23 protein-coding genes are annotated in these 24,499 nt (G+C 74.3%); 4 read left to right on the forward strand and 19 right to left on the reverse strand.

Annotation, left to right across the window (positions count from 1 at the left end):
• Positions 1-10 precede the first annotated feature (10 nt).
• Entirely contained in the window at positions 11-1,750 is a 1,740-nt protein-coding gene (locus tag Pdca_RS29910; RefSeq protein ID WP_232021277.1) for an ABC transporter ATP-binding protein, read from the reverse strand.
• A gap of 70 nt (positions 1,751-1,820) precedes the next feature.
• Here Pdca_RS29910 and Pdca_RS29915 point away from each other — a divergent pair, with 70 nt between their 5' ends.
• A complete protein-coding gene (locus tag Pdca_RS29915) occupies positions 1,821-2,378 on the forward strand; it encodes a TetR/AcrR family transcriptional regulator (RefSeq protein ID WP_085910625.1) in 558 nt (185 codons plus the stop codon).
• Between the two features lie 157 nt (positions 2,379-2,535).
• On the opposite strand, the gene Pdca_RS29920 is transcribed toward Pdca_RS29915, so the two are convergent.
• From Pdca_RS29920 to Pdca_RS29950, 7 genes are all read right to left on the reverse strand, one after another.
• On the reverse strand, positions 2,536-4,077 hold the full coding sequence (locus tag Pdca_RS29920) for a bifunctional uroporphyrinogen-III C-methyltransferase/uroporphyrinogen-III synthase (protein WP_085910624.1): 1,542 nt from the start codon (positions 4,075-4,077) through the stop codon (positions 2,536-2,538).
• Between the two features lie 17 nt (positions 4,078-4,094).
• Positions 4,095-5,051: a hydroxymethylbilane synthase gene (gene hemC / locus Pdca_RS29925; protein ID WP_085910623.1), complete on the reverse strand. Its 957-nt coding sequence runs from the start codon at positions 5,049-5,051 to the stop codon at positions 4,095-4,097.
• Positions 5,048-6,472, reverse strand: coding sequence for a glutamyl-tRNA reductase (locus Pdca_RS29930; protein WP_085910622.1), 1,425 nt, complete (start codon positions 6,470-6,472; stop codon positions 5,048-5,050). The genes hemC and Pdca_RS29930 overlap by 4 nt, the downstream gene beginning before the upstream one ends.
• Positions 6,469-7,242: a redox-sensing transcriptional repressor Rex gene (locus Pdca_RS29935; RefSeq protein ID WP_232021278.1), complete on the reverse strand. Its 774-nt coding sequence runs from the start codon at positions 7,240-7,242 to the stop codon at positions 6,469-6,471. The genes Pdca_RS29930 and Pdca_RS29935 overlap by 4 nt, the downstream gene beginning before the upstream one ends.
• A 454-nt stretch (positions 7,243-7,696) precedes the next feature.
• The gene (locus tag Pdca_RS29940) at positions 7,697-9,298 is read right to left on the reverse strand and encodes a molybdopterin-dependent oxidoreductase (RefSeq protein WP_085910620.1); all 1,602 of its coding nucleotides are present in this window, start codon (positions 9,296-9,298) and stop codon (positions 7,697-7,699) included.
• A gap of 7 nt (positions 9,299-9,305) precedes the next feature.
• Positions 9,306-9,548, reverse strand: coding sequence for a glutaredoxin family protein (locus Pdca_RS29945; RefSeq protein WP_085910619.1), 243 nt, complete (start codon positions 9,546-9,548; stop codon positions 9,306-9,308).
• The gene (locus tag Pdca_RS29950) at positions 9,545-11,125 is read right to left on the reverse strand and encodes a class I adenylate-forming enzyme family protein (protein ID WP_174824262.1); all 1,581 of its coding nucleotides are present in this window, start codon (positions 11,123-11,125) and stop codon (positions 9,545-9,547) included. Before Pdca_RS29950 ends, Pdca_RS29945 begins: the two co-directional genes overlap by 4 nt.
• Positions 11,126-11,866: 741 nt before the next feature.
• On the opposite strand from Pdca_RS29950, the gene Pdca_RS29955 reads away from it, so the two are divergent.
• The 3 genes from Pdca_RS29955 to Pdca_RS29965 all read left to right on the forward strand — a co-directional run bounded on the left by Pdca_RS29955 (position 11,867) and on the right by Pdca_RS29965 (position 15,268).
• Positions 11,867-12,505 carry a sigma-70 family RNA polymerase sigma factor gene (locus Pdca_RS29955; RefSeq protein ID WP_085910718.1) on the forward strand — a complete coding sequence of 213 codons (639 nt, stop codon included), beginning with the start codon at positions 11,867-11,869 and terminating at the stop codon, positions 12,503-12,505.
• 181 nt (positions 12,506-12,686) lie between these two features.
• Positions 12,687-14,156, forward strand: a complete 1,470-nt coding sequence (locus Pdca_RS29960) for a DUF5667 domain-containing protein (protein WP_085910618.1) — start codon at positions 12,687-12,689, stop codon at positions 14,154-14,156.
• 209 nt (positions 14,157-14,365) lie between these two features.
• Positions 14,366-15,268, forward strand: coding sequence for an HAD family hydrolase (locus Pdca_RS29965; protein ID WP_085910717.1), 903 nt, complete (start codon positions 14,366-14,368; stop codon positions 15,266-15,268).
• 40 nt (positions 15,269-15,308) lie between these two features.
• Here Pdca_RS29965 and Pdca_RS29970 read toward each other — a convergent pair whose 3' ends face one another.
• The 11 genes from Pdca_RS29970 to Pdca_RS30020 form a co-directional block, all read right to left on the reverse strand.
• Positions 15,309-15,707 (reverse strand): DUF5313 family protein, encoded by a 399-nt coding sequence (locus Pdca_RS29970; protein WP_085910617.1) that lies wholly within the window; start codon positions 15,705-15,707, stop codon positions 15,309-15,311.
• 4 nt (positions 15,708-15,711) lie between these two features.
• Positions 15,712-16,680, reverse strand: a complete 969-nt coding sequence (locus Pdca_RS29975) for a lysophospholipid acyltransferase family protein (protein ID WP_085910616.1) — start codon at positions 16,678-16,680, stop codon at positions 15,712-15,714.
• A gap of 58 nt (positions 16,681-16,738) precedes the next feature.
• Complete coding sequence (locus tag Pdca_RS29980; protein ID WP_085910615.1) at positions 16,739-17,785, reverse strand: NAD-dependent epimerase/dehydratase family protein; 1,047 nt, start codon at positions 17,783-17,785, stop codon at positions 16,739-16,741.
• Between the two features lie 306 nt (positions 17,786-18,091).
• Positions 18,092-18,193, reverse strand: a complete 102-nt coding sequence (locus Pdca_RS29985) for a 30S ribosomal protein bS22 (protein WP_010241351.1) — start codon at positions 18,191-18,193, stop codon at positions 18,092-18,094.
• A 163-nt stretch (positions 18,194-18,356) separates the two neighbouring features.
• Complete coding sequence (locus Pdca_RS29990; RefSeq protein WP_085910614.1) at positions 18,357-18,569, reverse strand: helix-turn-helix domain-containing protein; 213 nt, start codon at positions 18,567-18,569, stop codon at positions 18,357-18,359.
• A 250-nt stretch (positions 18,570-18,819) separates the two neighbouring features.
• Positions 18,820-19,623: a pyrroline-5-carboxylate reductase gene (gene proC / locus Pdca_RS29995; RefSeq protein ID WP_085910613.1), complete on the reverse strand. Its 804-nt coding sequence runs from the start codon at positions 19,621-19,623 to the stop codon at positions 18,820-18,822.
• Positions 19,624-19,646: 23 nt separating this feature from the next.
• Complete coding sequence (locus Pdca_RS30000) at positions 19,647-20,483, reverse strand: thioesterase family protein (protein WP_085910612.1); 837 nt, start codon at positions 20,481-20,483, stop codon at positions 19,647-19,649.
• A gap of 43 nt (positions 20,484-20,526) precedes the next feature.
• Positions 20,527-21,390 (reverse strand): sugar phosphate isomerase/epimerase family protein, encoded by an 864-nt coding sequence (locus Pdca_RS30005; RefSeq protein ID WP_232021279.1) that lies wholly within the window; start codon positions 21,388-21,390, stop codon positions 20,527-20,529.
• 32 nt (positions 21,391-21,422) lie between these two features.
• Complete coding sequence (locus Pdca_RS30010) at positions 21,423-22,745, reverse strand: Yip1 family protein (RefSeq protein ID WP_125911616.1); 1,323 nt, start codon at positions 22,743-22,745, stop codon at positions 21,423-21,425.
• The gene (locus Pdca_RS30015) at positions 22,745-23,752 is read right to left on the reverse strand and encodes a Ppx/GppA family phosphatase (RefSeq protein WP_085910716.1); all 1,008 of its coding nucleotides are present in this window, start codon (positions 23,750-23,752) and stop codon (positions 22,745-22,747) included. Before Pdca_RS30015 ends, Pdca_RS30010 begins: the two co-directional genes overlap by 1 nt.
• A 56-nt stretch (positions 23,753-23,808) precedes the next feature.
• Positions 23,809-24,498: a response regulator transcription factor gene (locus Pdca_RS30020; RefSeq protein WP_085910609.1), complete on the reverse strand. Its 690-nt coding sequence runs from the start codon at positions 24,496-24,498 to the stop codon at positions 23,809-23,811.
• Position 24,499 lies beyond the last annotated feature (1 nt).

Genomic DNA, 24,499 nt, shown 5'->3' on the forward strand with positions numbered 1-24,499 from the left:
CCCGGCCGGGTCAGCCCACCGGGGCGGCGTCGGTCCGGATCCGCAGCGCCTCCACCAGGCCCCGGTAGAGATCGCTGGTCCCCAGCAGCTCGGCGTGCGTGCCCCGGGCCACGACCCGGGACGCCTCCATCACGATGATCTCGTCGGCGTCGAGCACCGTGGAAAGCCGGTGCGCCACGGTCACCACCGCACCGCGCTGCGCCTGCGCCCGCACGACGGTCTGGATCGCCACCTCGGTGAGCCCGTCGACCTGGGCGGTCGCCTCGTCGAGCAGCAGTACCCGCGGCTCGGCGAGCAGTGCCCTGGCCAGCGCGATCCGCTGCCGCTGCCCACCGGAGACCGAGGTGTCCGACAGCGGCGTGTCCAGGCCGAGCTCCAGGTCCGCGACCACGGCATCGAGGTGGATGCTGCGCAGCACCTCGGCGATCCGCTCCTCGGAGACGTCCGGGACGGCCAGCGTGAGGTTCTCCCGGATCGTCCCGGGGACCACCGGCGTCTCCTGCTCGACGTAGGCGAAGTGCCTGCGCACCCGGTGCGCGTCCAGCTCGGCGTAGGGCACCCCGCCGAGCAGCAGCTCGCCGCGCTCCGGATCGACGAAGCGCAGCAGCAGCGACAGCAGCGTCGTCTTCCCGGCGCCGGACGGCCCGACCACCGCCACGTGCCCACGGTCCGGCACGACCAGATCCAGCCCGCGCACCGCAGGCTCGGCCGCACCCGGATACCGGGCGTCGACACCCCGCAGCTCGACCCCGCCGGTGGCCGCCGGAGCGGGACCGGATCCGTCGGAGGCCGGCTCCGACTCCAGCGCCCGGACCTCCCGGATCCGGCCGGCCGCCGCGATCCCGGACTGCAGCGTGCTCAGGTTCTGGCTGAGCTCCATGATCGGCCCCATCAGCCCGAACGCGTACAGCAGGAACGCGACCAGCGTCGACACGCTCATCTCGCCGGCCGCGACCCGCCACGCCCCGACCCCGAGGATCAGCACGATCGCGGCCTGCAGGCCGGCCCAGGCGATCGTCCAGACCAGCGCCTCCCGGCGCACCGCCCGCACGCCGAACCGGCGCGCGTCCGCGGCGTGTGCGACCAGCCGGTCCTGCGCCGTGTCCTCGACGCCGGCCGCCTTGACCGTCTTGACCGCGCGCAGCGTCCCGTCCAGCGAACCGCCCAGGTCACCCAGCGCGCCCTGGGCCCGCTCCTGCGCGGTCGCGATCGCGGGCAGCAGCACCGAGAACAGGACGACGACGACCGCGGTCGCCCCGAACGTCACCAGCGCCAGCATCGGGTCGAGGACGGTCATCAGCACCAGCGACCCGACCAGCATCACCGCGCCGTTGAGCAGCCCGACCAGGCTGGACGACGCCGCCTCGCGCAGCAGCACGGTGTCCGAGGTGACCCGGGTGACCAGTTCCCCCGCCGGGCGGGCCAGCAGCGGGAGCACCTTGGCCCGCAGGTAGCGGACGATCATGTTCTCGCGGGCGTCGTAGACGATCCGCTCGGCGAGCGTCCCGAGCACGACCCACTGCCACCAGGTGATGCCGGCGCCGACCACGAGCAGCCCGATCAACAGCAGCACCGGCCCGGACAGGGACCCGCCGTCGGCGACCGTGTCGAGCACCCACTTGGTCACCAGCGGGCTCGCCAGCTCCATCGCCGATCCGGCGAGCGCCAGAACGAGACCGAACACCAGCGTCGGTAGGTGCGGGCGGGCGTGGTCCCACAGGATCCCGATCCGGGAAGGAGGTTCGGTCACGACAGTCATGCCTTCAAGTAAGACACAACTGTCCCAATTTCGCACATGAGTTATTTGTTATGGTCGCTACGTGACGGTCGAGGAGCAGGAGAGCCCCACGAAGGAGCGGACCCGGCGGGCGATCCTCCGCGCCGCCATCGAGGTGCTGTCCGGCAATCCCGGCGCCGCACTCGGCGAGGTCGCCGAGGCCGCCGGCGTCGCGCGGAGCACGCTGCACCGCTACTACCCGGACCGGGCCACCCTCGCCGCCGCGGTCGACTCGTTCGTCGTCGGCGAGTACGCCGACGCGATCCGCCGCTCCCGCCCCGACGACGGCACCGGCCTCGAGGCCTACACCCGGCTCTGCGGCGAGATGATCGACGCGCGCGAGGTCTTCGCCTGGTGGATGCGCGGCGAGATCACCGAGGAGGACGCCGCCGACAACGAGGAGGACAGGCTCGTCGCCGGGATCGTGCACCGCGGCCACGCCGACGGCACCATCGACCGCGAGCTCGACGCCGACTGGCTGGCCGGGCACATCTGGTGCGGCCTGTTCGCCGCCTTCTACCTCCCCGAACCGGCCGGGCGCAGCCCCCGGGAGACCCGCGAGATGTGCCTGCGGACCCTGGTGAAGGCCGCCGCCGCATGAGGCGACGGCCCCGCCCCCCACCGAGGTGGGAGACGGGGCCGTGACATCACACGCGAGCCGCTCAGCGGCTGTATCGACTCGCCGCTCAGCGGCTGTATCGACTCGCCGCTCAGCGGCTGTGCCGATGCGCCGCTCAGCGGCTGTGCCGATGCGCCGCTCAGCGGCGGCGCGCCTTGACCTTCTTCGGCGGCGGCAGGTTGCCCTCGGCGCGCAGCTTGGCCGTGTGGCTCGCCAGCGCGTCGACCAGGCTCGGGACCCGGGCCTCCTCGGGCTGCACGTCGACCCGCAGACCGAACTCGCGGGCCGTCTCGGCGGTGGCCGGGCCGATGCAGGCGACCAGCGTGCGGGCGTGCGGCTTGCCGGCGATGCCGACCAGGTTCCGCACCGTCGACGACGAGGTGAAGCACACCGCGTCGAACCCGCCGGTCTTGATCGCCTCACGGATCGGCGCGGGCGGCGGGGCCGCACGGACGGTCCGGTAGGCCGTCACGTCGTCGACCTCCCAGCCGCGCTCCTGCAGCCCGGCGGACAGCGTCTCGGTGGCGATGTCGGCGCGCGGCAGCAGCACCCGGTCGACCGGGTCCAGCACGTCGTCGTACGGCGGGAAGATCTCCAGCAGCCCCTCGGAGGTGGACGACTGGGCCTCGTCGATGTCCGGGACCAGCTCCGGCTCGATGCCGAACTCGCGGACCTTCTCCGCGGTGGAGCGGCCCACGCAGGCGATCTTCACGCCGGAGAACGCGCGGGCGTCCAGGCCGAACTCGGCGAACTTCTCCCACACGGCCTTCACCGCGTTGGTGGAGGTGAACACGACCCACTGGTAGCGGCCGTCGACCAGGCCCTTCACCGAGCGCTCCATCTGCGCGGGCGACCGGGGCGGCTCGACGGCGATCGTCGGCACCTCCTCCGGGATCGCACCGTGCATGCGCAGCCGCTCGCTCATCACGCCGGCCTGGTCCTTGGTCCGCGGCACCAGCACCCGCCAGCCGTACAGCGCGCGCGACTCCCACCAGGACAGCTCACCGCGGCGACCGGCGGCGTCGCCGACGGTCAGCACCAGCGCGCCCTCCAGGTCGCTGCCGTCGCCGGCCAGCTTGCCGATCGACGACGAGATCGTCCGCTGGGTGGACGTGGTGCCACCGGCGGTGATCGCGACCGCGGTCTCCGCGGGCACGCCCTGGGCGGACAACCCGGACGCGACGTCGGCCAGCAGCGCACTGGTGGCGTGCAGCACGACCGGTCCCGGGCTGGCGGCGAGCGCGGCCCAGTCGACGCCGGCCCGCACGTCGGCCTCGACGTGCGCGGAGCCCAGCGCGACACCGGCGTAGGCCGGCACCGCGGTGGAGGCGGGCACGCCCGGCACCACGTCGAACGCCGTCCCGGAGGCCGAGACGGCGAGCGCCTCGGCCACCACCGCGTCGTTGGTGAGCGGATCACCGGAGACCAGCCGGGCCACCGAACGGCCCTGGCCGGCCTCCGCCAGCAGGTCACTCGCGATGTCGGCGGGCTGGCCGACCGCCGGGCGCACCTCGGCGCCGTCGGCGGCGAGCGCGAGGATGCCCTCCGGTACGTCCGGGTCCGTGATCACCAGCGGCGAGCCGGCGAGAACATCCCTGGCGCGCACGGTGAGCAGCGCCGGGTCCCCCGGTCCGCTGCCCACGAAGGCGATCCGCCCCGAGGTGTTGGCAGGTCCTGTCATTTCAAGAAACTCCCGAATCAGCGGTTTGCGGGACCACCGGCACCTGCGGGGGGCAGGTCCTCGGCTCCCAGGTCGAGAAGCTCGTGCGCGACCGCGGCCCCGAGCTTCTCTGCGTCGTCCATGTCTCCGGTGGCCGACGCGCGTACCACGTCGCCCACCCCGATGTCCCCGATCCCCAGCGCTCCGCGCAGGGACAGCCGGTCCACCGCCCGGCCGTCGTCGTCGAGATCGGAGACGACCTCGGCCAGCGCCCCGACCGGGGTGTCGCAGCGCGCGTCCAGCCCGGCCAGCACCGCCCGCTCGGCAGTGACGGCGACCCGGACGGCCGCGTCGTCGAGCACCCCGGCCAGCACCGCGATCAGATCGGTGTCGCCGGAACGGCACTCGACGGAGAGCGCCCCCTGAGCGGGTGCCGGCAGAATCTGCAGCGGATCGATCAGCTCGTCCGCCTCGTCGATGCGGCCCAGCCTGCGCAGCCCGGCCGCGGCGATGACCACCGCGTCCAGCTCACCGGACCGGACCTTCCCGATCCGGGTGTCCACGTTCCCCCGGATCGGCACCACCTCGAGCCCCTGGCCGAGCGCGTTCAGCTGCGCGGTACGGCGCGGCGACCCGGTCCCGACCCTGGCCCCACGGCCCAGCTCCCCCAGCACCCGGCCGTTGCCGACCAGCGCATCCCGGACGTCCTCACGCACCGGGACGGCCGCGACCGTCAACCCGTCGGGCTGCGCGCTCGGCAGGTCCTTGTACGAGTGCACGGCCACGTCGATCTCGCCGGCGTACAGCGCGTCGCGCAGCTGGGACACGAACACCCCGACCCCGAGCTGCGGGATCGGCGCCGACGAGCGGTCACCACTGGTGGAGATCGTGACCAGCTCGCACGGGTGCCCGGCGGCGATCAGCCGGTCGGCGATCGTGGTGGACTGCGCGACCGCCAGCTTCGACGGGCGCGTCCCGATCTTCAGAACGCTCACGAGATCTGCTCCGGGGGACGGGACCCGATCGACGGCGTGCGGTCGAGCGGGGCGTTCAGCGCGGCCGTGACGTCGGTGCCGTCCACGGTCGCGTCGGTGCCGCGGACCGGGGCGGCGACCGCGGCGGCCGCCTGCGGGTCGAGTTCGAACAGGGTGCGCAGCGCGGCGGCGTAGCTGTCCCCGTCCGGCCCCTCGGCCAGGCGCTTGACCTGCACCGTCGGGGTGTGCAACAGCTTGTCGACGACCCGGCGGACGGTCCGCGAGAGCTCCTCACGGACCCGCCCGTCCAGGTCGGGCAGGCGCGAGTCCAGGCGCAGGAGCTCGGCGTCGACGACCTCGGAGGCGCGCCGGCGCAGCGCCGTCACGGTCGGGGTGACCTCGGCCGAGCGCTGCCCGGCCAGGTACTGCTGGGCCTCCGCCTCGACCATCCGGTGGGCCAGCGCGATCGAGCCACCGGCGGCGTCGTCGGAGACGTCGAGCAGCCTGCGCTGCAGGGTCACCAGGTCGACCATCCGGACGCCGGGCAGCTCACCCACCGCCGGATCGACGTCGCGCGGGAGCCCCAGGTCACAGACGACCAGCGGCCGCGACCGCCCGCCGGACAGCGCCTCGGCGACCGGGTCGGCGTGCACCACGTGCCCGATCGCCCCGGTGCAGGCCAGCAGCAGGTCCGCCGAGCGCAGCTCGTCGGTCAACGAGTCCAGCGGCGCCGTACGCGCCGCGGTGCCCTGCTCGCGCACCTTCTCCGCGAGCCGCTCGGCGCCCTCGGCCGACCGGTTCAGCACGACGATCTCGGACGCCCCGGCACGGCGCAGGTGCGCCGCCGCGAGCGCGCCCATCGCGCCGGCCCCGACGACGACGGCACGCGCCCCGTCCAGACCGGTGCCGCCGAGCTCGCGATCGGCGTCACGCAGCGCCTCGGAGACGATCGAGGCGCCCGCCTCGTCGATCCCGGTTCCGGCGTGCACCCGCTTCCCGACCCGCAGCGCCTGCTGCACCAGCTCGTGCAGCACCTTGCCGACCGAGCCGGACTCGTCCGCGGTGGCGTAGGCCCCGCGGAGCTGGCCGAGGATCTGCGACTCCCCCACGACCATCGAGTCCAGGCCCGCCGCCAGCTGGAACATGTGCTGGACTGCCGAGCCGGCGTAGTGCACGAAGAGATGGTCCGACAGCTCACCGATCGGGAACCCGGCATAGCTGCCGAGCACGTCGGTGACGTCGCCGAGGCCGCCGTGGAACGCGTCCACGACCGCACAGACCTCGATCCGGTTGCAGGTCGAGAGCAGTACCGCCTCTTCGACGTGCGCTCGATCGAGCATCTCCTCGAGTAGTTTGGGCACGTCGCCCGGCGCCACCGCGAGGCGCTCCAGCACCTCGACCGGCGCGCTGCGGTGCGACAGGCCGACCACGAGGACGCTCATCGCGGGGACACCACCGATCCGTTCGTCTCGCCCGTTGCGCCGGCGGCCCCGTCGGGGGTGTCCGCCGGGATCGCCACGTCGCCGGCGATGTGCCGCCGGGCCACGTGGAACGCGAGGACCTGGAGCTCGACCGACAGGTCGACCTTGCGGACCTCGACGTCGTCCGGCACCTGAAGCAGTACCGGAGCGAAGTTGAGAATGGACTGCACGCCGCCCTCGACGAGCAGGTCGCAGACGTTCTGCGCGGCCGGTCCGGGGGTCGCGATCATCCCGATCGTGACGCCGTGGGCGGCACACACCTCGGGGATCTCGCGGACGTGCCGGACCCGGATGCCGTTGATCTCGATGCCGACCAGATCGGGCTCGACGTCGAACAGGGCGCTGACCGGGAACCCGCGGCCGGCGAACCCGGCGTACCCGGCGAGCGCCTGGCCGAGGTTGCCCACCCCGACCAGGCCGACCGACTGCCGGTGGTCCATACCGAGCTCGCCCTGCAACCTGCCCTGCAGCGAGGTGACGTCGTAGCCGACCCCGCGGACGCCGTAGGAGCCCAGGTAGGAGAGGTCCTTGCGGAGCTTCGCCGAGTTGACCCCGGACGCACCCGCGAGCTCCTCGGAGGAGACCGTCTCGACGCCCTGCTCACGCAGCTCGCCGAGCACCCGCAGGTAGACGGCGAGCCGGGAGACGGTGGCCTCGGGAACCGGGCGCACCGGGCGTTCACCGTCGGCCTCGGCGCCGGACGGAGCACCGGTGTCGGGCCGCAGACTCACGGGCCTTCCTCCTCCGGCGTCGGTCTCGGGCGGGCGGGGCGCGGTGCCGTTCCGGCGCTCGTCCGGTACACGGGGGGTTGTCCGCGGACGGTCGGTCATCGAAACTGATCGTGCTCCGGTCGAGAATGTGCTGGCCGCACCCCTGCAACGCAGGAGCACGGTCGCCGAGCCCGGACCACGGCCCGGCCGGTACGACGACCGGACGGTGCGCGCTCGGGCAGGCCCGATGGCGCGAGGTCACCGGGCCGGGCGACGAAAATCCACGGTAGCCGCTTGTGAAGGCCCGCACAAAGTTGCGATCTTGGTCCGGATCGTGCTCGATGCGGCCGCTCACCTGGAGCTACCGGTGATCGACCGGCACGAACCGCTCACCGTGCGAGGTCGGAGACGTCGGCGCCCGTGACACCCCGGGCCCGGGTGGTCCGCTCGGGGGTGACACAGCTCTCGGCACAGGTCAGGTCACGGTGATCGGCCGCGCGGGCAGGCCGGTCGCCGCCCCCGGGAGCGGCGAGCGCTGCTGCGCGGTCTGCACGATCCCCTCGCCATCGGTCGCCCGGCAGACGATCGTGTGCCCGCCCGCGGGCAGGTCCAGCTCGGCCCGCCACATCCGCCAGGTCGCCCCGCCCGCCGGGACCGGGCCGAGCTCGGCCTCCACCCATCCGGCGCCCTCGGGGGCCCCGACGCCGACCTCCACCCGGGAGATCCCGCGCGGCACCGCCCAGGCCGCCCCGGTGACCACGACCCGGCCGGCCGGGAGGCTCGCGAAGGCCCCCGGCGAGTCGATCCGGGACGCCGTCTCGGTGGGCCCGGGCGGCGCCCAGCCGCGCACCCGCCAGTAGTCGGCGCGCGCGGCGAACGTCGTGAACTCGATGTCGGTGACCCACTTGGTCGCCGAGACGTAGCCGTAGAGGCCGGGCACCACGATCCGCACCGGGAAGCCGTGCTCGACCGGCAGCGCCTCGCCGTCCATCGCCACCGCGAGCAGCGCACCGGCCGCCGGGTCCAGCACCAGCGACGCGGGGCTGCCCGCCGTCCAGCCGTCGACCGACGTCGACAGCAGCTGATCGGCGGCCGGATCCGGGGACGCCGCGGCGAGCAGCGGCGCCAGCTCGACGCCGGTGAAGCGGGTGGTCGACACCAGGTCACCGCCGACCTCGTTGGAGACGCAGGACAGCGTCACCCAGCGTTCGACGAGCTGTCGTTCCAGCAGGTCGTCGAGGGTCAGCCGCAGCTCGCGGCCGACCATCCCGTGCACCCGCAGCGCCCACGTCGCCGGATCCACCGCGGGCACCCGCAGGGCGGTGTCGATCCGGTAGAAGTCCGCGGCCGGCGTCGCGAACGCGGTCCCGCCGGGGAACTGCGCCCCGGCCGGCACCGCCGGGGCAGGCGGGATCCGGCCCGCCGCGGCGAGTGCCCGCAGCCGCGCGGTGAGCGCGTCCCGGGCCGGCCCGATCCGGCCGGACGGCAGCCGCGGGGCGAGCAGCCCGGCGCCCGCCACCGCGGCGGCCCCACCCGCACCGGCCAGGCCGGCCGCCCGCAGGAACCGGCGACGGGTCAGCGACTCGCGCAGCGGCCGCCCGTCGGGCAGCACCGGGCCGGCCGGGATCCGGGCGGCGAGGCGGTGCAGCCTGCGGAACACGCTCACCCCGGCGACCAGCGCGACGATCCCCGGCAGCACGTCCAGCGGTCCGGCACCGGCACCCGTCCCGGCCGCGAGCACCGCCAGCAGGCCGAGCACCACCAGCCCGCCGGTCCCCGGCCGGTCCGAGCGCCCGGACAGCGCCCCGGCCCCGGCGACCGCGACCAGCAGCACGATCAGCACCCCGGCGACGACGGTCGCCCGGCTGCCCAGGCCCATCCCGACCGTCGCGAACCCGGCGATCGCGGGTGGGGTCAGCGCGACCACCCGCCCGGCGACCGCGTCCACCGGCCCGGTACCCGGCCCGGTCAGCAACGCGACGAGCTGCCCGGCACCGACGCCGAGCGCGGCCGCGGCGACGGCGGCCGACGTCGCGCGCAGCCGGCCGGGACGCGCCGCCGGGGCCGCCGCCGTCATCCCCGGCTCATCCGGCGGCCAGGTCGGCCCGCAGTCTCGCCTCGTCGACCCGGAAGGAGTCGTGCTCCCGCCCGTCGAGCAGCACCACCGGGACCTGGTCGCCGTACTCGGCGCGCAGGTCGGGATCGGAGTCGACGTCCAGCACGTCCCATCCGGTGCCGGTCTCGGCGCACACCCGGCGCAGCACCTCGGCGGCCTCCTCGCAGAGGTGGCAGCCGGCCCGGGTCAGCAGCCGCACGCGGGCGCTCACATCCGCGCCAGTGTCCGGCGGGCGATCTTGCCGGTCGGTGTCCGCGGCAGCTCGTCGGCGAAGGCCACGACCGTGGGCCGCTTGAACCGGGCCAGCCGGGCGGCGCAGTGCTCGTCGACCTGCTCGACGGTCAGCCCGGCCCCCGGGACCGCCACCACGACGGCCTTCACCGCCTCGCCGGTGCGGTCGTCGGGCACCCCGACGACCGCGACCTCGGCGACCGCGTCCAGCTCGGCGACGACCTGCTCGATCTCGCGCGGATAGACGTTGAACCCGTTCACGATGACCAGGTCCGACGAACGGTCCACCAGGAACAGGTCGCCGTCGGCGTCGAGGTAGCCGACGTCGGCGGTGGTGAACCAGCCGTCGGCGTCCGGCCCGCCGGAGCCGTCCGGCCAGTAGCCGGAGAAGAGGTTGGGGCCGCGCAGCGCGATCAGCCCGGTGTCGTCGTCGGGCTCGGAGCCGACCTCGAGTTCGAGCTCGTCGGGCTCGGGCTCCGGCTCGGGTTCGCTGAGCGGACGGCCGGCGGCGTCGACCAGCCGCAGCTCGATCCCGGGCAGCGGCCGCCCGACCGATCCGGGCTTCGCCGGCCGGCCGAGGTCGTTGGTCGTGATCACCGGGCCACCCTCGGACAGGCCGTAGCCCTCGTGCAGCTCCAGACCGGTCGCGCCCCGGAAGTCCGCCAGCCAGGACGACGGCAGCGGCGCCCCGCCGGAGGTGCACAACCGCACCCCGCCCATCGCCGAGCGGAGCCGATCGGGGCCCTCGGCCGGGGCGTCACGCAGGTCCAGCAACGAACGGAACAGCGACGGCACCGCGGCGATCACGCTCACCCGTTCCTCGACCACCGTCGCCAGCAGCCGTTCCGGGTCGAACGGGCCGGGCAGGACGACCGTCGCGCCCATCCAGCAGACCTGCAGCAATCCCGCCGCGAACCCGTAGACGTGGTAGAGCGGCAGCGCCAGCAGCACCCGGTCGACCCCGTTCACCGGGGCCGGCCGCAGCTCGGCCGCCTGCGCCCGGTTCGCCAGCAGCGCGCGGTGCGTCAGCTGTACCCCGCGGGGCCGCCCGGTGGTCCCGGAGGTGAAGACGATCAGCGCGACCCGCTCCGGATCGGCCGGCCCGCCCGTGGCCGGGGCGTCCGGCGCGGGTGCCGCCGGGTCCGGCGGCGGCAGCAGCCGGGCACCGCAGCCCTGCGCGCAGCCCGCGGCGACCCGGTCACCGGCCGCCGCGACGACGACCACCGGTGCGGCCTGCTCGAACACGATCTCCAGCTCGCGGGTCACCGATCCGGTGCCGAACGGCACCGCGATCGCATCCGCACGCAACGCGCCGAACACCGCGACGCAGTAGGCCGCGCCGTCCGGCAGGCCGATCGCGACCCGGTCACCGGGGCGCACCCCGGCCGCCCGCAGCCGGGCGGCCTCCGCGCTGACCGCTGCGTCCAGGGCCGCCCAGCTCAGGGTCAGCGGGGCGGCACCGGAGAGATCACGGACGGCGTCGTGTCCGGGGCGCTCGGTTGCGTTGCGGGAGACCAGGTCCGCGAGATGGGCTGGTGCGGGACGGGAACTCGACACGGGACGTCTTCCTCCTCGGTGCGCGACGTCACCCAGTCTGGCAAACCCCGGGACCGGACACCGCCCGGCGGCGGCACCGCTCGTCGCGCATACGGACCGTGTCGATTCGGACACGCTGAGCTAACAGTTCACTGACCGCGCCCAACAGGCCGCTCGACGGAACGGGGCGCGGTGAAAGGCGGCGAGTGCATTGCGCCACCGCCTCAACGTTTATGCTCCGCCGCTACACGAGGTTCAACGCGTGAACCGCCGGTTCGTCGCGCGACTCACCCGAGGGAGTGGCATGCAGCTCGTCGCCAGCGCCCCGCTGCGCCTGCCGCGCCGCACGGCGCGGGGTACCCCGTGCCGCGCCGCCCGTCGGGCGGTCCCGCGACCGGATCACCGGGATCCATGACCCGGCCGATGCGACCGCAGCGGCTGTTCCGCCCCCGAGAACGCCCCGAGAACGTCCCCCCACGTTCCGCAGAGCACGTCCATTCGCCCGACCCAGCCGTCCGTCCCGACCGGGCCCCCGATCCCGCTCGAGACCGACCCGACGCCGTCCGCCCCCAGCCGGACGGGGAGGTGTCCGTGACTTCAGCGACCTCTGCACCGTCCGCGCCGACGGGGCCGATCGCGTCCGCTCCCCTCGACGCTCCCCCGCACGACTCCCGGTCCGCCGACTACCCGGCCGGACCGGCCGCCAATCACACGAGCGGCACCGCCACCCGTCCGGGCCACCCGGGCCGGACCGAGCAGGAGATGCCGTCACCGCGGCGGGCACCGCAGATCTCGCAGGGGCTGCCGCGGCCGGAGCAGGACCCGGCCGACGAGGCCGCCCGCGCCGTGGAGGACGCCAACAGCTCCTGGGCGCTGGTCGAGGCCTGCCAGGCGGGCGACGCGGCCGCGTTCGGCGAGCTGTACGAGCGCTACCACGACGTCGTCTTCCGGTACGTGCTGTTCCGGATGGGCGACCGCTCCTTCGCCGAGGACGTCACCCAGGAGACCTTCGTCCGTGCGCTCCGCCGGATCTCCTCGGTCAGCTACCAGGGCCGTGACATCGGCGCCTGGTTCGTCACCATCGCCCGGAACCTGATCTTCGACTACGTGAAGTCCAGCCGGTACCGGCTGGAGCAGACCACCTCGGAGATCGCCGACCACTCGCCGGCGACCAGCGGCCCCGAGCAGCAGGTCCTCGACATGGCGACCAACGACGAGCTGCTGGCCTCGATCGCCAAGCTGAACCCCGATCAGCGCGAGTGCATCCAGTACCGCTTCCTGCGCGGGCTCTCGGTCGCCGAGACCGCCGAGCTCATGGACCGCAACGAGGGTGCGGTGAAGGCCCTGCAGCACCGGGCGGTGCGCCGCCTGGCCCAGCTGCTCCCGGACGGACTGCGATGAGCGCCTATGCGGCCCGAACAGCCGCAACGGGAGAGCAGACGCAGATCACTGCGGTGAACGCACTACTCGATGCGGTGAACGGTCTGGACCCCGTAACCTCCGCGCCGGTCGGTCGTTGTGCAGACCAGCGCGCTGTGAACGCGCCGACGAGCAGCGCGAGACTGCAGTGAGGACGGGCGGCATGCCGAGGGCATGGGACGACAGGCACCGGGGCGGGGACGACGTCGACCGGGCCCCGGCGGGCGCGCCCGCGTCGGAGGAGCTGGCGCACGAGATCGCGCTCTCCGCCGCGCTGGACCGCTCGCGTCGTGACCTCTCACCGGACCCGCACGCCTCGGCCCGGATGCGGCAGCGGCTGTTCGAGGTGCTGGCGCAGGAGGGTGTCGGCCAGCAGCCCGGCCCCGCGTCCCCGTTCGGCGGGCGCCCCGGGGACCGGGTGGACCACCTGGACCGGTCCGACCTGACCGCGCCGATCGGCCCGCCGATCGCCGACGACCTGGACCACGAGGCCGTCTCGACCCGCCGCTCGGCGGGTGAGCACCAGCCGGAGTCCGACGACCCCGGCACCCGCCAGACGCGGCCGCGCCGCGGGCGGCACGTCCTTCCGACCCACCATCCCGATCACCCCGAGCAGGTCGCGGGCGCCGCGCCCGGCCCCGCCCGGGACACCGACGCGGGACCCGGCCGGGACGAGACCAGCCGGCCGCCGCGGATGCTGGACCGGCGCAGGCCGAGCGTGCGCAAGCGCTTCGGCGTGATCGTCGGCGGTTTCGCCGCGCTCGCGGTGATCGCCGGGGTCACCTCGACGGTCAGCCGGGACGCGCTGCCCGGTGACGCCATGTACGGCGTGAAGCGGGCCAGCGAAAGCGTCGGCGGGGTCTTCACCGTCGGCGAGCAGGCCGAGGCCGACCGGCAGCTCGATCTCGCCCGCTCCCGGGTGGACGAGCTGGAGAACCTGATCGCCCGGGCGACGCCGCCGTCGCCGAACGCGGTCGCCGCCGCCATGAAGGACTTCGACCGGGCCACCAGCACCGGCAGCAGGCTGATGCTGACCGGTGCCGGCGCCGAGGGGTCCGACGCGGCCCGGCTCGCGGAGCTGCGCACCTGGGCCGCGGCCCAGTCCGGCCGGATCACCGGCCTGCAGGAGCAGCTGCCCGCCGAGAGCCGTCCCGAGACGGCCGAGGCGATCCAGCTGCTCGACCGGGTACTCGCCAGGGCCGAGGCACTGCGCGCGAACACCGGCTGCATCGCCGACAGCGGCGGCACGGTCGACGACCTGGGCCCGGTTCCCGGCGAGTGCCGCACCGGCAGCGGTACCGCTCCGGGCGCATCCCGCCAGTCGGCGACCGCCACCCCGGACGGCGCCGGCGCATCCTCCGGCAGCGGCGCACCCAGCTCGGAGACGACCGAGCCGGAGACGTCGAGCCCCGGGAGCGGAACCTCCGAGGCGCCGACCAGCACCGGCAGCGGTAGCAGTGAGCCGAACAGCGGCCTGCCGCTGCTCGGTGGTTCCGGCCCGTCGACGAGCAGCTCGCCGAGCAGCTCGTCGCCGTCGGAGAGCTCGTCGTCGACCCCGTCGGACGACCGGCTGCTGCCGCCGATCACGATCCCGCCGTTGCTGCCCGGCCTCGGCCCGGTGACGATCGGCTGAGATCCGAGGCACCCCCGTGCGGGTCCGGTCCCGGCGTCTCACCGCCGGGCCGGGCCCGCTCCGCTGTTCCACCAGTAGGCTGGGACCGCGCCCGGGTACCGCGGGGCGCGTGATGCCGTCGTATCAGGAAGGCCGCCGTGGTGAGTGATCCCGGGTCCGTTCCCGACGAGGTTCGGGTCGACGCCACCGGCACCGGTGGCGAGACCGGGCTGGCCGAGGAGCCCGGCGTACTCGAACGCGCGACCGCCCTCGATCCGGCCCAGCGTGCCGGCCAGGCCTCGGCCGCCGCGGCGATCGCGGCGGAGAGCGCGGATCAGCAACCGCCGGATGCCGATGCCCCGCCGCCGGACCTGACCGCGGCCGCGTTCTTCGACGTCGACAACACGATGATGGTCGGCGCGTCGATCTTCCACTTCGCCCGTGGACTCGCGGCCCGCAAGTTCTTCACCACCTCCGACCTGGCCGGGTTCGCCTGGCAGCAGCTCAAGTTCCGGATCGGGGGCCGCGAGGACAAGGGCGGTATCGCCGGGCACCGGGACACCGCGCTGTCGTTCGTCGCGGGGCGCCCGGTCGCCGAGGTGGTCGCGCTCGGCGAGGAGATCTACGACGAGCTGATGGCCGACCGGATCTGGGCCGGCACCCGGGCGCTGGCCCAGATGCACCTCGACGCAGGCCAGCGGGTCTGGCTGGTCACCGCGACCCCGGTCGAGCTCGCCCGGATCATCGCCCGCAGGCTCGGCCTGACCGGTGCACTGGGGACCGTCGCCGAGTCCGAGGACGGGCTCTACACCGGTCGCCTGGTCGGCGAGATCCTGCACGGCCCGGCGAAGGCCCACGCGGTCCGCGCGCTGGCCGCCTCCGAGGGCCTGGATCTGCGCCGCTGCACCGCGTACTCGGACTCGGTGAACGACGTCCCGATGCTCTCGGCGGTCGGCACCGCGGTCGCGGTGAACCCGGACTCGGAGCTCCGGGACGTCGCGAAGGCCCGGAGCTGGCAGATCCGCGACTTCCGTACCGGGCGCAAGGCGGCCCGGATCGGCGTGCCGTCGGTACTGGGTGCCGGTGCGCTGGCCGGAGCGGTCGCCGCCGGGATGGCCTACCGCAAGCGCTGACACCGCGCGGCCCACGAGACGCGCGTACCGGCCCGCCGGGTCAGCTGTCGCCGCGGTAGCGCTGCGCGTAGCGGCGGGCCGCCTCCGCGCGTTCCCCGGCCGTCGCCTCGGCGCGGGTGGCCCGGGCGGTCCCGGCCGGGTAGCCCGCCTTCACCACCCGGTTCTCCACCGACTCCTCCATCACGAACAGCGCGTACTGCAGCGACACCAGCCAGCCGAGCAGGACCGCGGTCAGCCGCAGCCACAGCGGCCCGGGGACCAGCAGCATCAGCGGCACCGAGAGCACGCTCAGCATCACCACGGTCCGGCCGAAGTGGCGCAGGTGCCAGGTCCGGCAGGTGGTGTCGTGCAGCACCCAGGTCCGGTACCGGGCCGGGAGCGACCCGCCCACCGCGTAGAACAGCCAGCGCAGCGGGCCGGGCCGATGCCGATCGGTCACCCGGTCAGCCCAGGAACACGTTCCGGCGCTGGGACAGCAGCCGGTACAGGGTGTGCTGGATGGTCTCCCGCACCTGGTCGGTCAGGTTGAAGACCAGCATCGGGTCGTCGGCGTCGGCCGGCGAGTGCCGATCGGTCGGGATCGGCTCGCCGAACTCGATGTACCACTTCGACGGCAGCGGGATCAGCCCCGCCGGGCCGAGCAGCGGGAAGGTCGGGGTGATCGGGAAGTAGGGGGCGCCGAACAGCCGGGCCAGCGGGGCCAGATCACCGATCTTCGGGTAGATCTCCTCGGCGCCGACGATCGAGCACGGGATGATCGGGACGCCGGTCCGCAGCGCGGCCGACACGAACCCGCCGCGCCCGAAGCGCTGCAGCTTGTAGCGGTCGCGGAACGGCTTGCCGATGCCCTTGAAGCCCTCCGGGAACACCGCGACCACCTCGCCGGAGCTCATCAGGCGCTCGGCGTCCGGGTTGCAGGCCAGGGTCGCCCCGGACTTGCGGGCCAGCGAGCCGGAGACCGGCAGCCGGAACATCAGGTCGGCGCCGAGCAGGCGCAGGTGGCGGTGTGCGGGGTGGTCGTCGTGTACGGCGACGGTCGTCATCACCGCGTCCAGCGGCAGCGTCCCGGAGTGGTTGGCGACCAGCAGCGCCCCGCCGGTCTCCGGGATGTGGTGGGTGCCGATCGTCTCCACCCGGAACCAGCGCTTGTAGAGCGGGCGCAGCGCGGGCAGCACCATCGCGTCGGTCAGCTCGGCGTCGAAGCCGAAGTCGTCGACCTGGTAGTCCCCGGCGAGCCGGCGACGCAGGAAGTCCAGCGCCTGCTCGAGCGCGGCCTCCCAGGCGGGCTGGTCCTCGGCGTCGTCGGTCTCCGGTACCGGCGGGACGGCGGCCGGTCGCACCTGCTCCTCGCCGCGCGCCGCCCGGGCCGGGCCGCGCTCGCCCCTGATCGGGATCACCCGTGCCTCGGTCATGCCGTTGCTCCCTGTCCTGTCACGCCGCCCGCGCACGTCGTCCGCTCCGCCCACACGATCAGCGCAACGCTCTGGCCAGGCCGAGCAGCCCGCGCTCGACGGTGGCGATCCGTTCCTGCCCGAGCACCGGCCGCAGGGCCTTGCCGCGCACGAAGTCGTCGAACGCCTGGGTCGTGGTCCAGCGCGGTTCGAAACCGAAGTCGTCGATCAGCCGGCGCAGCTCCACCACCCGGCCGAAGTTCAGGAACCGCATCTGCTCCGGTGAGAAGTCCACCACCCGGGCGCCGCGCAGCACCCGGCTGACCGGGCTGACCGCGGTGCTGGGCACCGGGACGGCGATCTTCCCGGCCCGCCGGATCGCCTGCGACAGCATCAGCACCCCGTGTGCGGCGACGTTGTAGACGCCGGGGAGCTCGTGGGTCGCCGCGCGCTCCAGCACGGCCAGCCCGTCCTCCTCGTGCAGCAGCTGCATCCGGGCGTCGTAGCCGAGCACGGTCGGCACCACGGGGAGCGCGAAGTAGCGGCTCAGGACGGTGTCGATCCGGGGCCCGATGAAGTTGGCGAACCGCAGCACGGTGGTCGTGACATCGGGCCGGCGCCGGCTGAAACCGCGCAGGTACCCCTCGATCTCGGCGGCGTCCTTCGCATAGCCGCCGGACGGCAGGTCCTTCGGCCCGGTCGCCTCGTCGAAGACGGCGGGATCGCGCGGGCTGGAGCCGTACACCGCGGTCGTCGACTTCAGCACGACCCGCCGCACCGTCGACGCCTTCTGGCACGCGGCGAGCAGCTGCATCGTGCCGATGACGTTCATCTCCTTCATCGTCGCCCGTCCGCCCGACGACGCCGGGCTGGCGGAGAGCGACGCGTGCACGACGGTGTCGACGCCTGCGGTGGAGATGACCTTCGAGATCAACGGGTTGCGGATGTCCGCGCGGACGAACTCGGCCCGGCCCATCCGCCGCAGCAGGTCGCGTGGCGGCGGGACGGTGTCGACGCCGAGCACCCGGTCGATGTCCGGGTTCGCCGCCAGCCGGGCGGCGAGATGTCCGCCGAGGAACCCGCTCACACCGGTGACCAGCACGACGTTCGGAGTCGGCTGGGACATGGAGCGACCTCCCTGGACCTCACCGGGCGGTGCCGGCTGGGGCGTGCCGGCTCGGGCGGAGCCTGCTGCACACGACGACGACGGCGGCGGCGGACGGTGCAGGCAGGCGGGCGGACCCGGATCCCCGGGCCGGGCGAGCATCGTCGCTGCTCCGACCGATCTCCCGGGCCGGGGGCCGATGGTAGTCCGACTCGCCGTCCGGGGCACTCGCCGGCGCATGCGAAACGTGTGACGTGTGGGTGAATCAGACCGCACAACGACACCGGCCGCGTACCCGCCGTAGCGGGCACGCGGCCGGTGCGCGAGTCACTTGCCGAGCTTGCGGCGCTGCACCCGGGTCTTGCGCAGCAGCTTGCGGTGCTTCTTCTTCGACATCCGCTTGCGGCGCTTCTTGATGACCGAGCCCATAGGTGCTCCTCCTGTATCGACGCAGATCGCCCGCGACCGCACCACCGGGTGGCCTCGAAGCGGGCCGCCCACGCATACGCACGCAGGACGGGCGACCGGTGGGAGTCGGCAGCCGGTTCGTCAGTCTACCGGGGCCGGTACCGCCCTCCGGACGGGGGACTACTCAGCCCGCGTCGAAGTACGCGTTGCGGAGGTAGTCCTCCACGGCTCGCTGCGGCACCCGGAACGACCGGCCGACCCGGGCAGCGGGCAGCTCGCCCGAGTGCACGAGCCGGTACACGGTCATCTTGGACACCCGCATCATCGAGGCGACCTCGGCCACGGTCAGGAACTGGACCTGGGCCGGACGCAGAGGCTCGGATCGTTCCGCCACCATCGAGCACCGCCTTCCTCCCCCGACAAGGGCCCCCGGACGCCCGGTGGTGGGGGATGCGCATGCAGTCTACCGGGACGGCTGTGACGATCGGTCCGCCAGAGGGTGGCCCAATCGTGGCACATCTCGGCGCGCCAGGGTGTCATTGCGTCATCCGATGCGCTGATCGGGCGAATACGGAGGGCAATCGGCTTCCTCGGCCCGGACGGCCAGCCGGCCCTGCAGGTCGGCAGGTCGGCCCGGTCGGGGAGGGTCAGCTGCGGCCGAGCTCTACGGAACGGTCGTGCGCGGCGGTGACCGCGTCGGCGAAGGCGGACCGGATCCCGTGCCGCTCCAGCTCGCGCAGCGCGGCCGCGGTCGTCCCGGCCGGGGAGGTGACGTTCTCCCGGAGCACCGCGGGGTGCTCGCCGGTCTCGCGCAGCATCCGGGCCGCACCGAGCGCGGTCTGCACCGTCAGCTCGGTGGCCGCCGGCCGGGTCAGGCCGAGCGCGACCCCGGCCTCGATCATCGCCTCGGCGACCAGGAAGAAGTAGGCCGGACCGGAACCGGAGACCGCGGTGGCGATGTCCTGCTTCGACTCGTCGATCCGCAGCACCGCGCCGACCGTCCCGAGCAGGGCCTCGGTCTCGGCGAGATGCTCGTCGCCGGCGTGGGCGCCCGCGGAGATCGCGCACATCGCCGCACCGAGCAGCATCGGGGTGTTCGGCATGACCCGCACGACCGGGGTCCCGCCCGGCAGCGCCCCCTCGAACAGCGAGGTCGGCAGCCCGGCGCACAGCGACACCACCAGCGCGCCCGGTTCGAGCACCGGGGCGACCTCGCCGAGCAGCCCGACGACGTCCTGCGGCTTGACGGCGACGACCACCGTCGCGGCCCCGCGGACCGCGTCCGCCACCGGAGCGGCCGTGATCCCGAGCGCCCCGGACAGCTCCTCGGCGCGGGCCGGGAACTTCTCCGCGACGACCAGGTCGCCCGGTTCCCGCCCGGCCGCCAGCAACCCGCCGAGCAGCGCCTCGCCGATCCGCCCGCCACCCAGTACCGCGATCCTCGAACTCATGGGCAGCACCCTAGGCGCCGCCGTCAGCGCCCCAGCGGCGCCAGTGCGAGCTGACGGGCCTGGCAGACGGTCCGTCCACGCGCGTCGACGACCGTGACGTCCTCGTCGAACTGGCTGCCCGCGACCGTCCGGGACCGGGAGACCACCCGCAGCCAGCCCGGCGCCGGGCGGCCCCGCAGCAGCGCGGTGAGCTGCACCGTCGGCGCCCAGCCGGGCCCCCCGCCGAGGTTGAACACGGTCGGCGGCAGGATGTCACCGGCGAGCAGCGCGAACAGTACGTCCGGCTCCTCGCCGCGCGGCCGCACCCAGCCCGCCATCTCCGGCGGTCCGGTCTCGCCCCGCAGGAACGGCAGCGCCGTCGCCGGGTACCGCAGGTCGCAGGCAGCGGCGAGCCCGCGGGCCTCGCCCTGTGCCTGTGCCGGGTCCAGCGCATCGGCGTCCGGCTCGGGGCCGAGCTCGGCGGCGGTCTCCCAGCTCGGCTCGCCGTCGGGCAGCACGCCCGCGGTGACGGTGGCGTGCAGCATCAGCCTGTCGTTCTGCTCCAGCCGCACCGCGACCGACGAGATCGTGCGCCCGATCTTGAGCGGGGTCGCCGTCAGCTCGACCGGCCCCAGGTCGGGAGCCCGCAGGAAGTCCACCGACACGGCGAGCGGATCGGGATCGGGGGCACCGGCCGGGAGATCGGCCCGGAGCCGGGCCAGTGCGGCCTGCGCCATCAGCACCATCAGCAGCCCGCCGAAGGCCTTGGTGCCGACCGCCCAGACCTCGTCGAGGCGTGCGCGGAACCGGCCGTCACCGAGATCGTCCAGCACCCGGGCCTCGGCGAAGGGGCGTCCGGTGCGGAGCGTGGAGCTGCTCATGGCGACCAGGCTAACCCGCCGGTTACCGACGAGTAAGGAGATCTCAGCGACTACCGGCCGCGACCGGCGCCGGACGGCCGGTCTGCGCCAGGTGCAGGCGGGCGAACAGCAGCGACTCGGCGAGCAGCCCGACCCGATCCTGCCGGGTCCGGCAGCGCCGGGTCGACACCTCGAGCGCGACCGTGCCGCCGCGATCGGCGAATCCGTTGTCGGCGAGCCGCTGGCAGACCTCGGCGCACGGCTGCGCGCCCCGCCCGGGGACCAGGTGCTCGTCCTTCGGGGCGCCCGAGCCGTCGGTCAGGTGCAGGTGGGTGAGGTCGTCGCCCATCCGGTCGAGCAGGGCGAGCGCGTCCACGCCTGCGGCGGCGGTGTGCGAGAGATCGAGGGTGTAGGCGCCGAACCCGATATCGGTCGGGTCGTGGCCGAGCGCGTAGGGGACCGTGCTGATCCCGCCGCGGGTCACCGGGAACATGTTCTCCACCGGCAGCGTGACCCCGCGGAACTCCTTCGCCCGGGCGACTTCGTCGGCGAACACCCCCGCGTAACGGCGCTGCCAGCGGAACGGCGGGTGCACCACGACGGTCCGGGCGCCGAGCCGCGCCGCGACCTCGACGGTGCGGCGGAGCCGGTGCACCGGATCGGCCCCCCACACCCGCTGGGTGACGGCCAGGCACGGCGCGTGCACCGCCGTGACCGGGACTCCGTGCCGCTGGACGAGGCGCTCGACGGCGCGCGGGTCCTGACTGACCGGGTCGGTCCAGATCATCAGCTCGACGCCGTCGTAGTGCAGATCGGCGGCGATCTCGAAGGCCGCTGCGACACCCTCCGGATAGACCGACGCGGTGGACAGCAGGACCGGAGGGATGGAGGAGTCGGCGGGTGCGGGCAGACGGAAAGACGGTGCCACAATCCGTGGAGTCGCCTCTCCGTCGCTCATCGTTACCTGTCCAACAGCACCAGGAGCGCCGGGGACACCGTCAGCAGCAGGCCGACGAGGACCGCGAACAGGGTGGTCTTGAGGTCGTCGTTGCGCAGCAGGGCCCGCACGCCGAGCACCAGCCCGACGGTGAGCACCACGGCGGAGGCCAGCGCGACGATCGGGAACGAGAACCAGAGGAACCGGAACAGCACCCAGATCGCGGCGCCGGCGACCGCACCGCCGATCCACTGCGCGATGACGACCGCCCAGGCCTGGCCGGTGCCCGCCGCTCCCGCGGCGGCCGCGTCGTCCAGACCGGCCGGCGGCTGGGCGCCGTCGAGGTCGTCGTGCTCCTCGGGATCGCGGCGCCTGCCGCGGCGGCCGCGCGGGGCGCCGTCGTCCGGCTCGTCGCCCGGGTCGTCGTGCTCGGACGACTGCGGGTCGTGCTCCTCGGGGGCGTCGTCCCACAGGTCCCGGCGTTCCGGGGCGAGCACGCCGGTGCGGCCACCGTCGAAGGCGTCGTCCCGGTCGTCGACGAACGGGTCGTAGGCGCCGGTCGGCGGGCCGTCGTCGAGCGGGGGCGCGCCGAACTGGGTGGGCGGGCCGCCGTCGTCGTCGGTGTCGGTGGCCGGGCGGCGGGCACCCAGCCTGCTGGTCGGGATCTCGTCCGGGTAGCCGCCGTAGGAGTCAGCGTAGGAGTCGGGGTAGGAATCCGAGCCATCGCCGGGACGGGCGGCGTAGGCCTGCGGGGCACCGTCGGCCGGCCGGCCGGGGCGGCCGGGCTGCTGGGGCGGGCCGTCGTCCGGGCGGCCGGGGCGGCCGTACGCCTCGTCGGGGCGGCCGGCGCCGTTCGGACCGCCGTATCCGGGCGGCGGACCGCCACGGTGCACCTCGGGCGGGTGGCCGTTCGGCCGGTTCCCCGGGGCGAAGGCCTGCGGCGGATGCCCGTCCGGGCCGGCGCCGTTGGCCGGGCCGCGGTGGCTCCCGTTGGGTGCGTTCCCGTTGGGCACGAACGGCTCGCCGCGCCGGCCGCCGGGGGCGCCCGGCCGGCCGTGACCCTCCGCCTGATCGGGCCGGCGGGCGGACGGGAACGACGGGTGCTCGGCGAGCGGCGCGGGCGGACGCATCCGGTCCCCGCCCGCGGGGCCACGTGGCGGCCCCTGCTCGGGGGGTGCCGCGGGCGCGCCGCCTCCCGGCCCCGGTGCCGGGGCGCCGCCCGGCTCGTCGTCCTCCGAGGCACGGCGACGGCGGCGGCGCCCACTCTGGGAGCCGCCGTTCGCCGCCAGCAGCTCGGCAACCGTCCGCTGGCGCGGCTCTCCGAATCCCGCGCTGTCCACACTCATCACGACCACCGTGCCCTGTGTGTTGTCAAGGGTCCAAGTCCGCCCCCGGAAGTCTGCGCCGAGCGGTCGTCCCCGTTCGTTCCGTCGAGCATGTCGAAGCGACGCAGGATTACACCCTCGCGCAACGCCCACGGGCAGATGTCGAGCTCGGTGACACCGAGCGCGTCCATCGCGGCCTGGGCGACGACCGCCCCGGCCACCAGCTGGTGCGCCCGGCTGGCGCTCACCCCGTCCAGCTCGGCGAGATCCGGCCCGGACATCCGGGTCACGAACGCGGACAGCTGACGCAGCCCGAGCGAGGTGAGGGTGCGGTGCGCGCGGGGCCCGGCGCTGGACGGCGCCGCCCCGGCGAGCCGGGCGAGTGTCCGGAAGGTCTTCGACGTCCCGACGGCCCGGTCCGGCCGGCCCGCCTCACGCAGCCGCGCGGCGACCGGGGCGATCTCGTCGCGGACCCGCTCGGTCAGCGCCGCCACCTCGGCCCGCGGCGGCGGATCGGCGGTGAACGCGTCGCGGGTCAGCCTGCCGGCGCCCAGCGGCAGCGACGCGGCGACGTCCGGGGTCTCGTCGCGGCCGACGGCCATCTCCAGCGACCCGCCGCCGATGTCGAGCACCAGCAGCCGCCCGGCGGACCAGCCGCACCAGCGGCGGACGGCGAAGAAGGTCCAGCGGGCCTCGTCCTCACCGGGCAGGACCTCCAGCGCGACGCCGGTCTCCCGCTGCACCTTCGCCAGCACCTCGGCCGAGTTGGTGGCGTCGCGCAGCGCGGAGGTGGCGAACGCCATCAGGTCGTCGCAGCCCGCCTCACGCGCGGTGTCCCGGGCCCGGTGCACGCTCTCCAGCAGCGCCTTGACCCCCTCCTTGCTCAGCGCACCCCCGCGATCGAGGTGCTCGGCCAGCCGGAGCTGGTCCTTGTCGGAGGACATCGGCTTGGGGTGGGCACCACGATGGGCGTCCACCACCAGGAGATGCACGGTGTTGGATCCCACGTCGAGGACGGCCAGTCGCACGCGCACAGGTTACCGAGCCGTTATCGACCCCCGGGCAACCCCATGACCCGGTGCCGTTACACGTCGAACTTGTACCCGAGGCCGCGCACCGTCACCAGGTGCTTCGGGGCCGAGGGATCGTCCTCGACCTTGGAGCGCAGCCGCTTCACGTGGACGTCGAGGGTCTTGGTGTCGCCGACGTAGTCGGCGCCCCACACCCGGTCGATCAGCTGGGCCCTGGTGAGCACCCGGCCGACGTTGCGGAGCAGGTACTCGAGCAGGTCGAACTCCTTGAGCGGGAGCGCGACGTCGTCGCCGTTCACCGACACGACGTGCCGCTCGACGTCCATCCGGACCGGACCGGACTCCAGCACCCCGCTGCCGCCCTCGGTCTCCCCGGCACCCTCGCCGCCACGCCGGAGCACGGCGCGCACCCGGGCGATCAGCTCGCGCGCCGAGTACGGCTTGGTGACGTAGTCGTCGGCGCCCAGCTCCAGCCCGACCACCTTGTCGATCTCGCTGTCCCGGGCGGTCACCATGATCACCGGGACGGCGGAGCGGGAGCGCAGCGCCTTGCAGACGTCGGTGCCGCTCATCCCGGGGAGCATCAGGTCCAGCAGCACGATGTCGGCGCCGTTGCGGTCGAACTCGGACAGCGCGTCGTTGCCGTTCACCGCGACGGCCGTGGTGAAGCCCTCCTTGCGCAGCATGAACGCGAGCGGGTCGGCGAAGGACTCCTCGTCCTCCACGATCAGCACCCTGGTCATC

It is taken from the genome of Pseudonocardia autotrophica (genome assembly GCF_003945385.1).
Lineage (GTDB): Bacteria > Actinomycetota > Actinomycetes > Mycobacteriales > Pseudonocardiaceae > Pseudonocardia > Pseudonocardia autotrophica.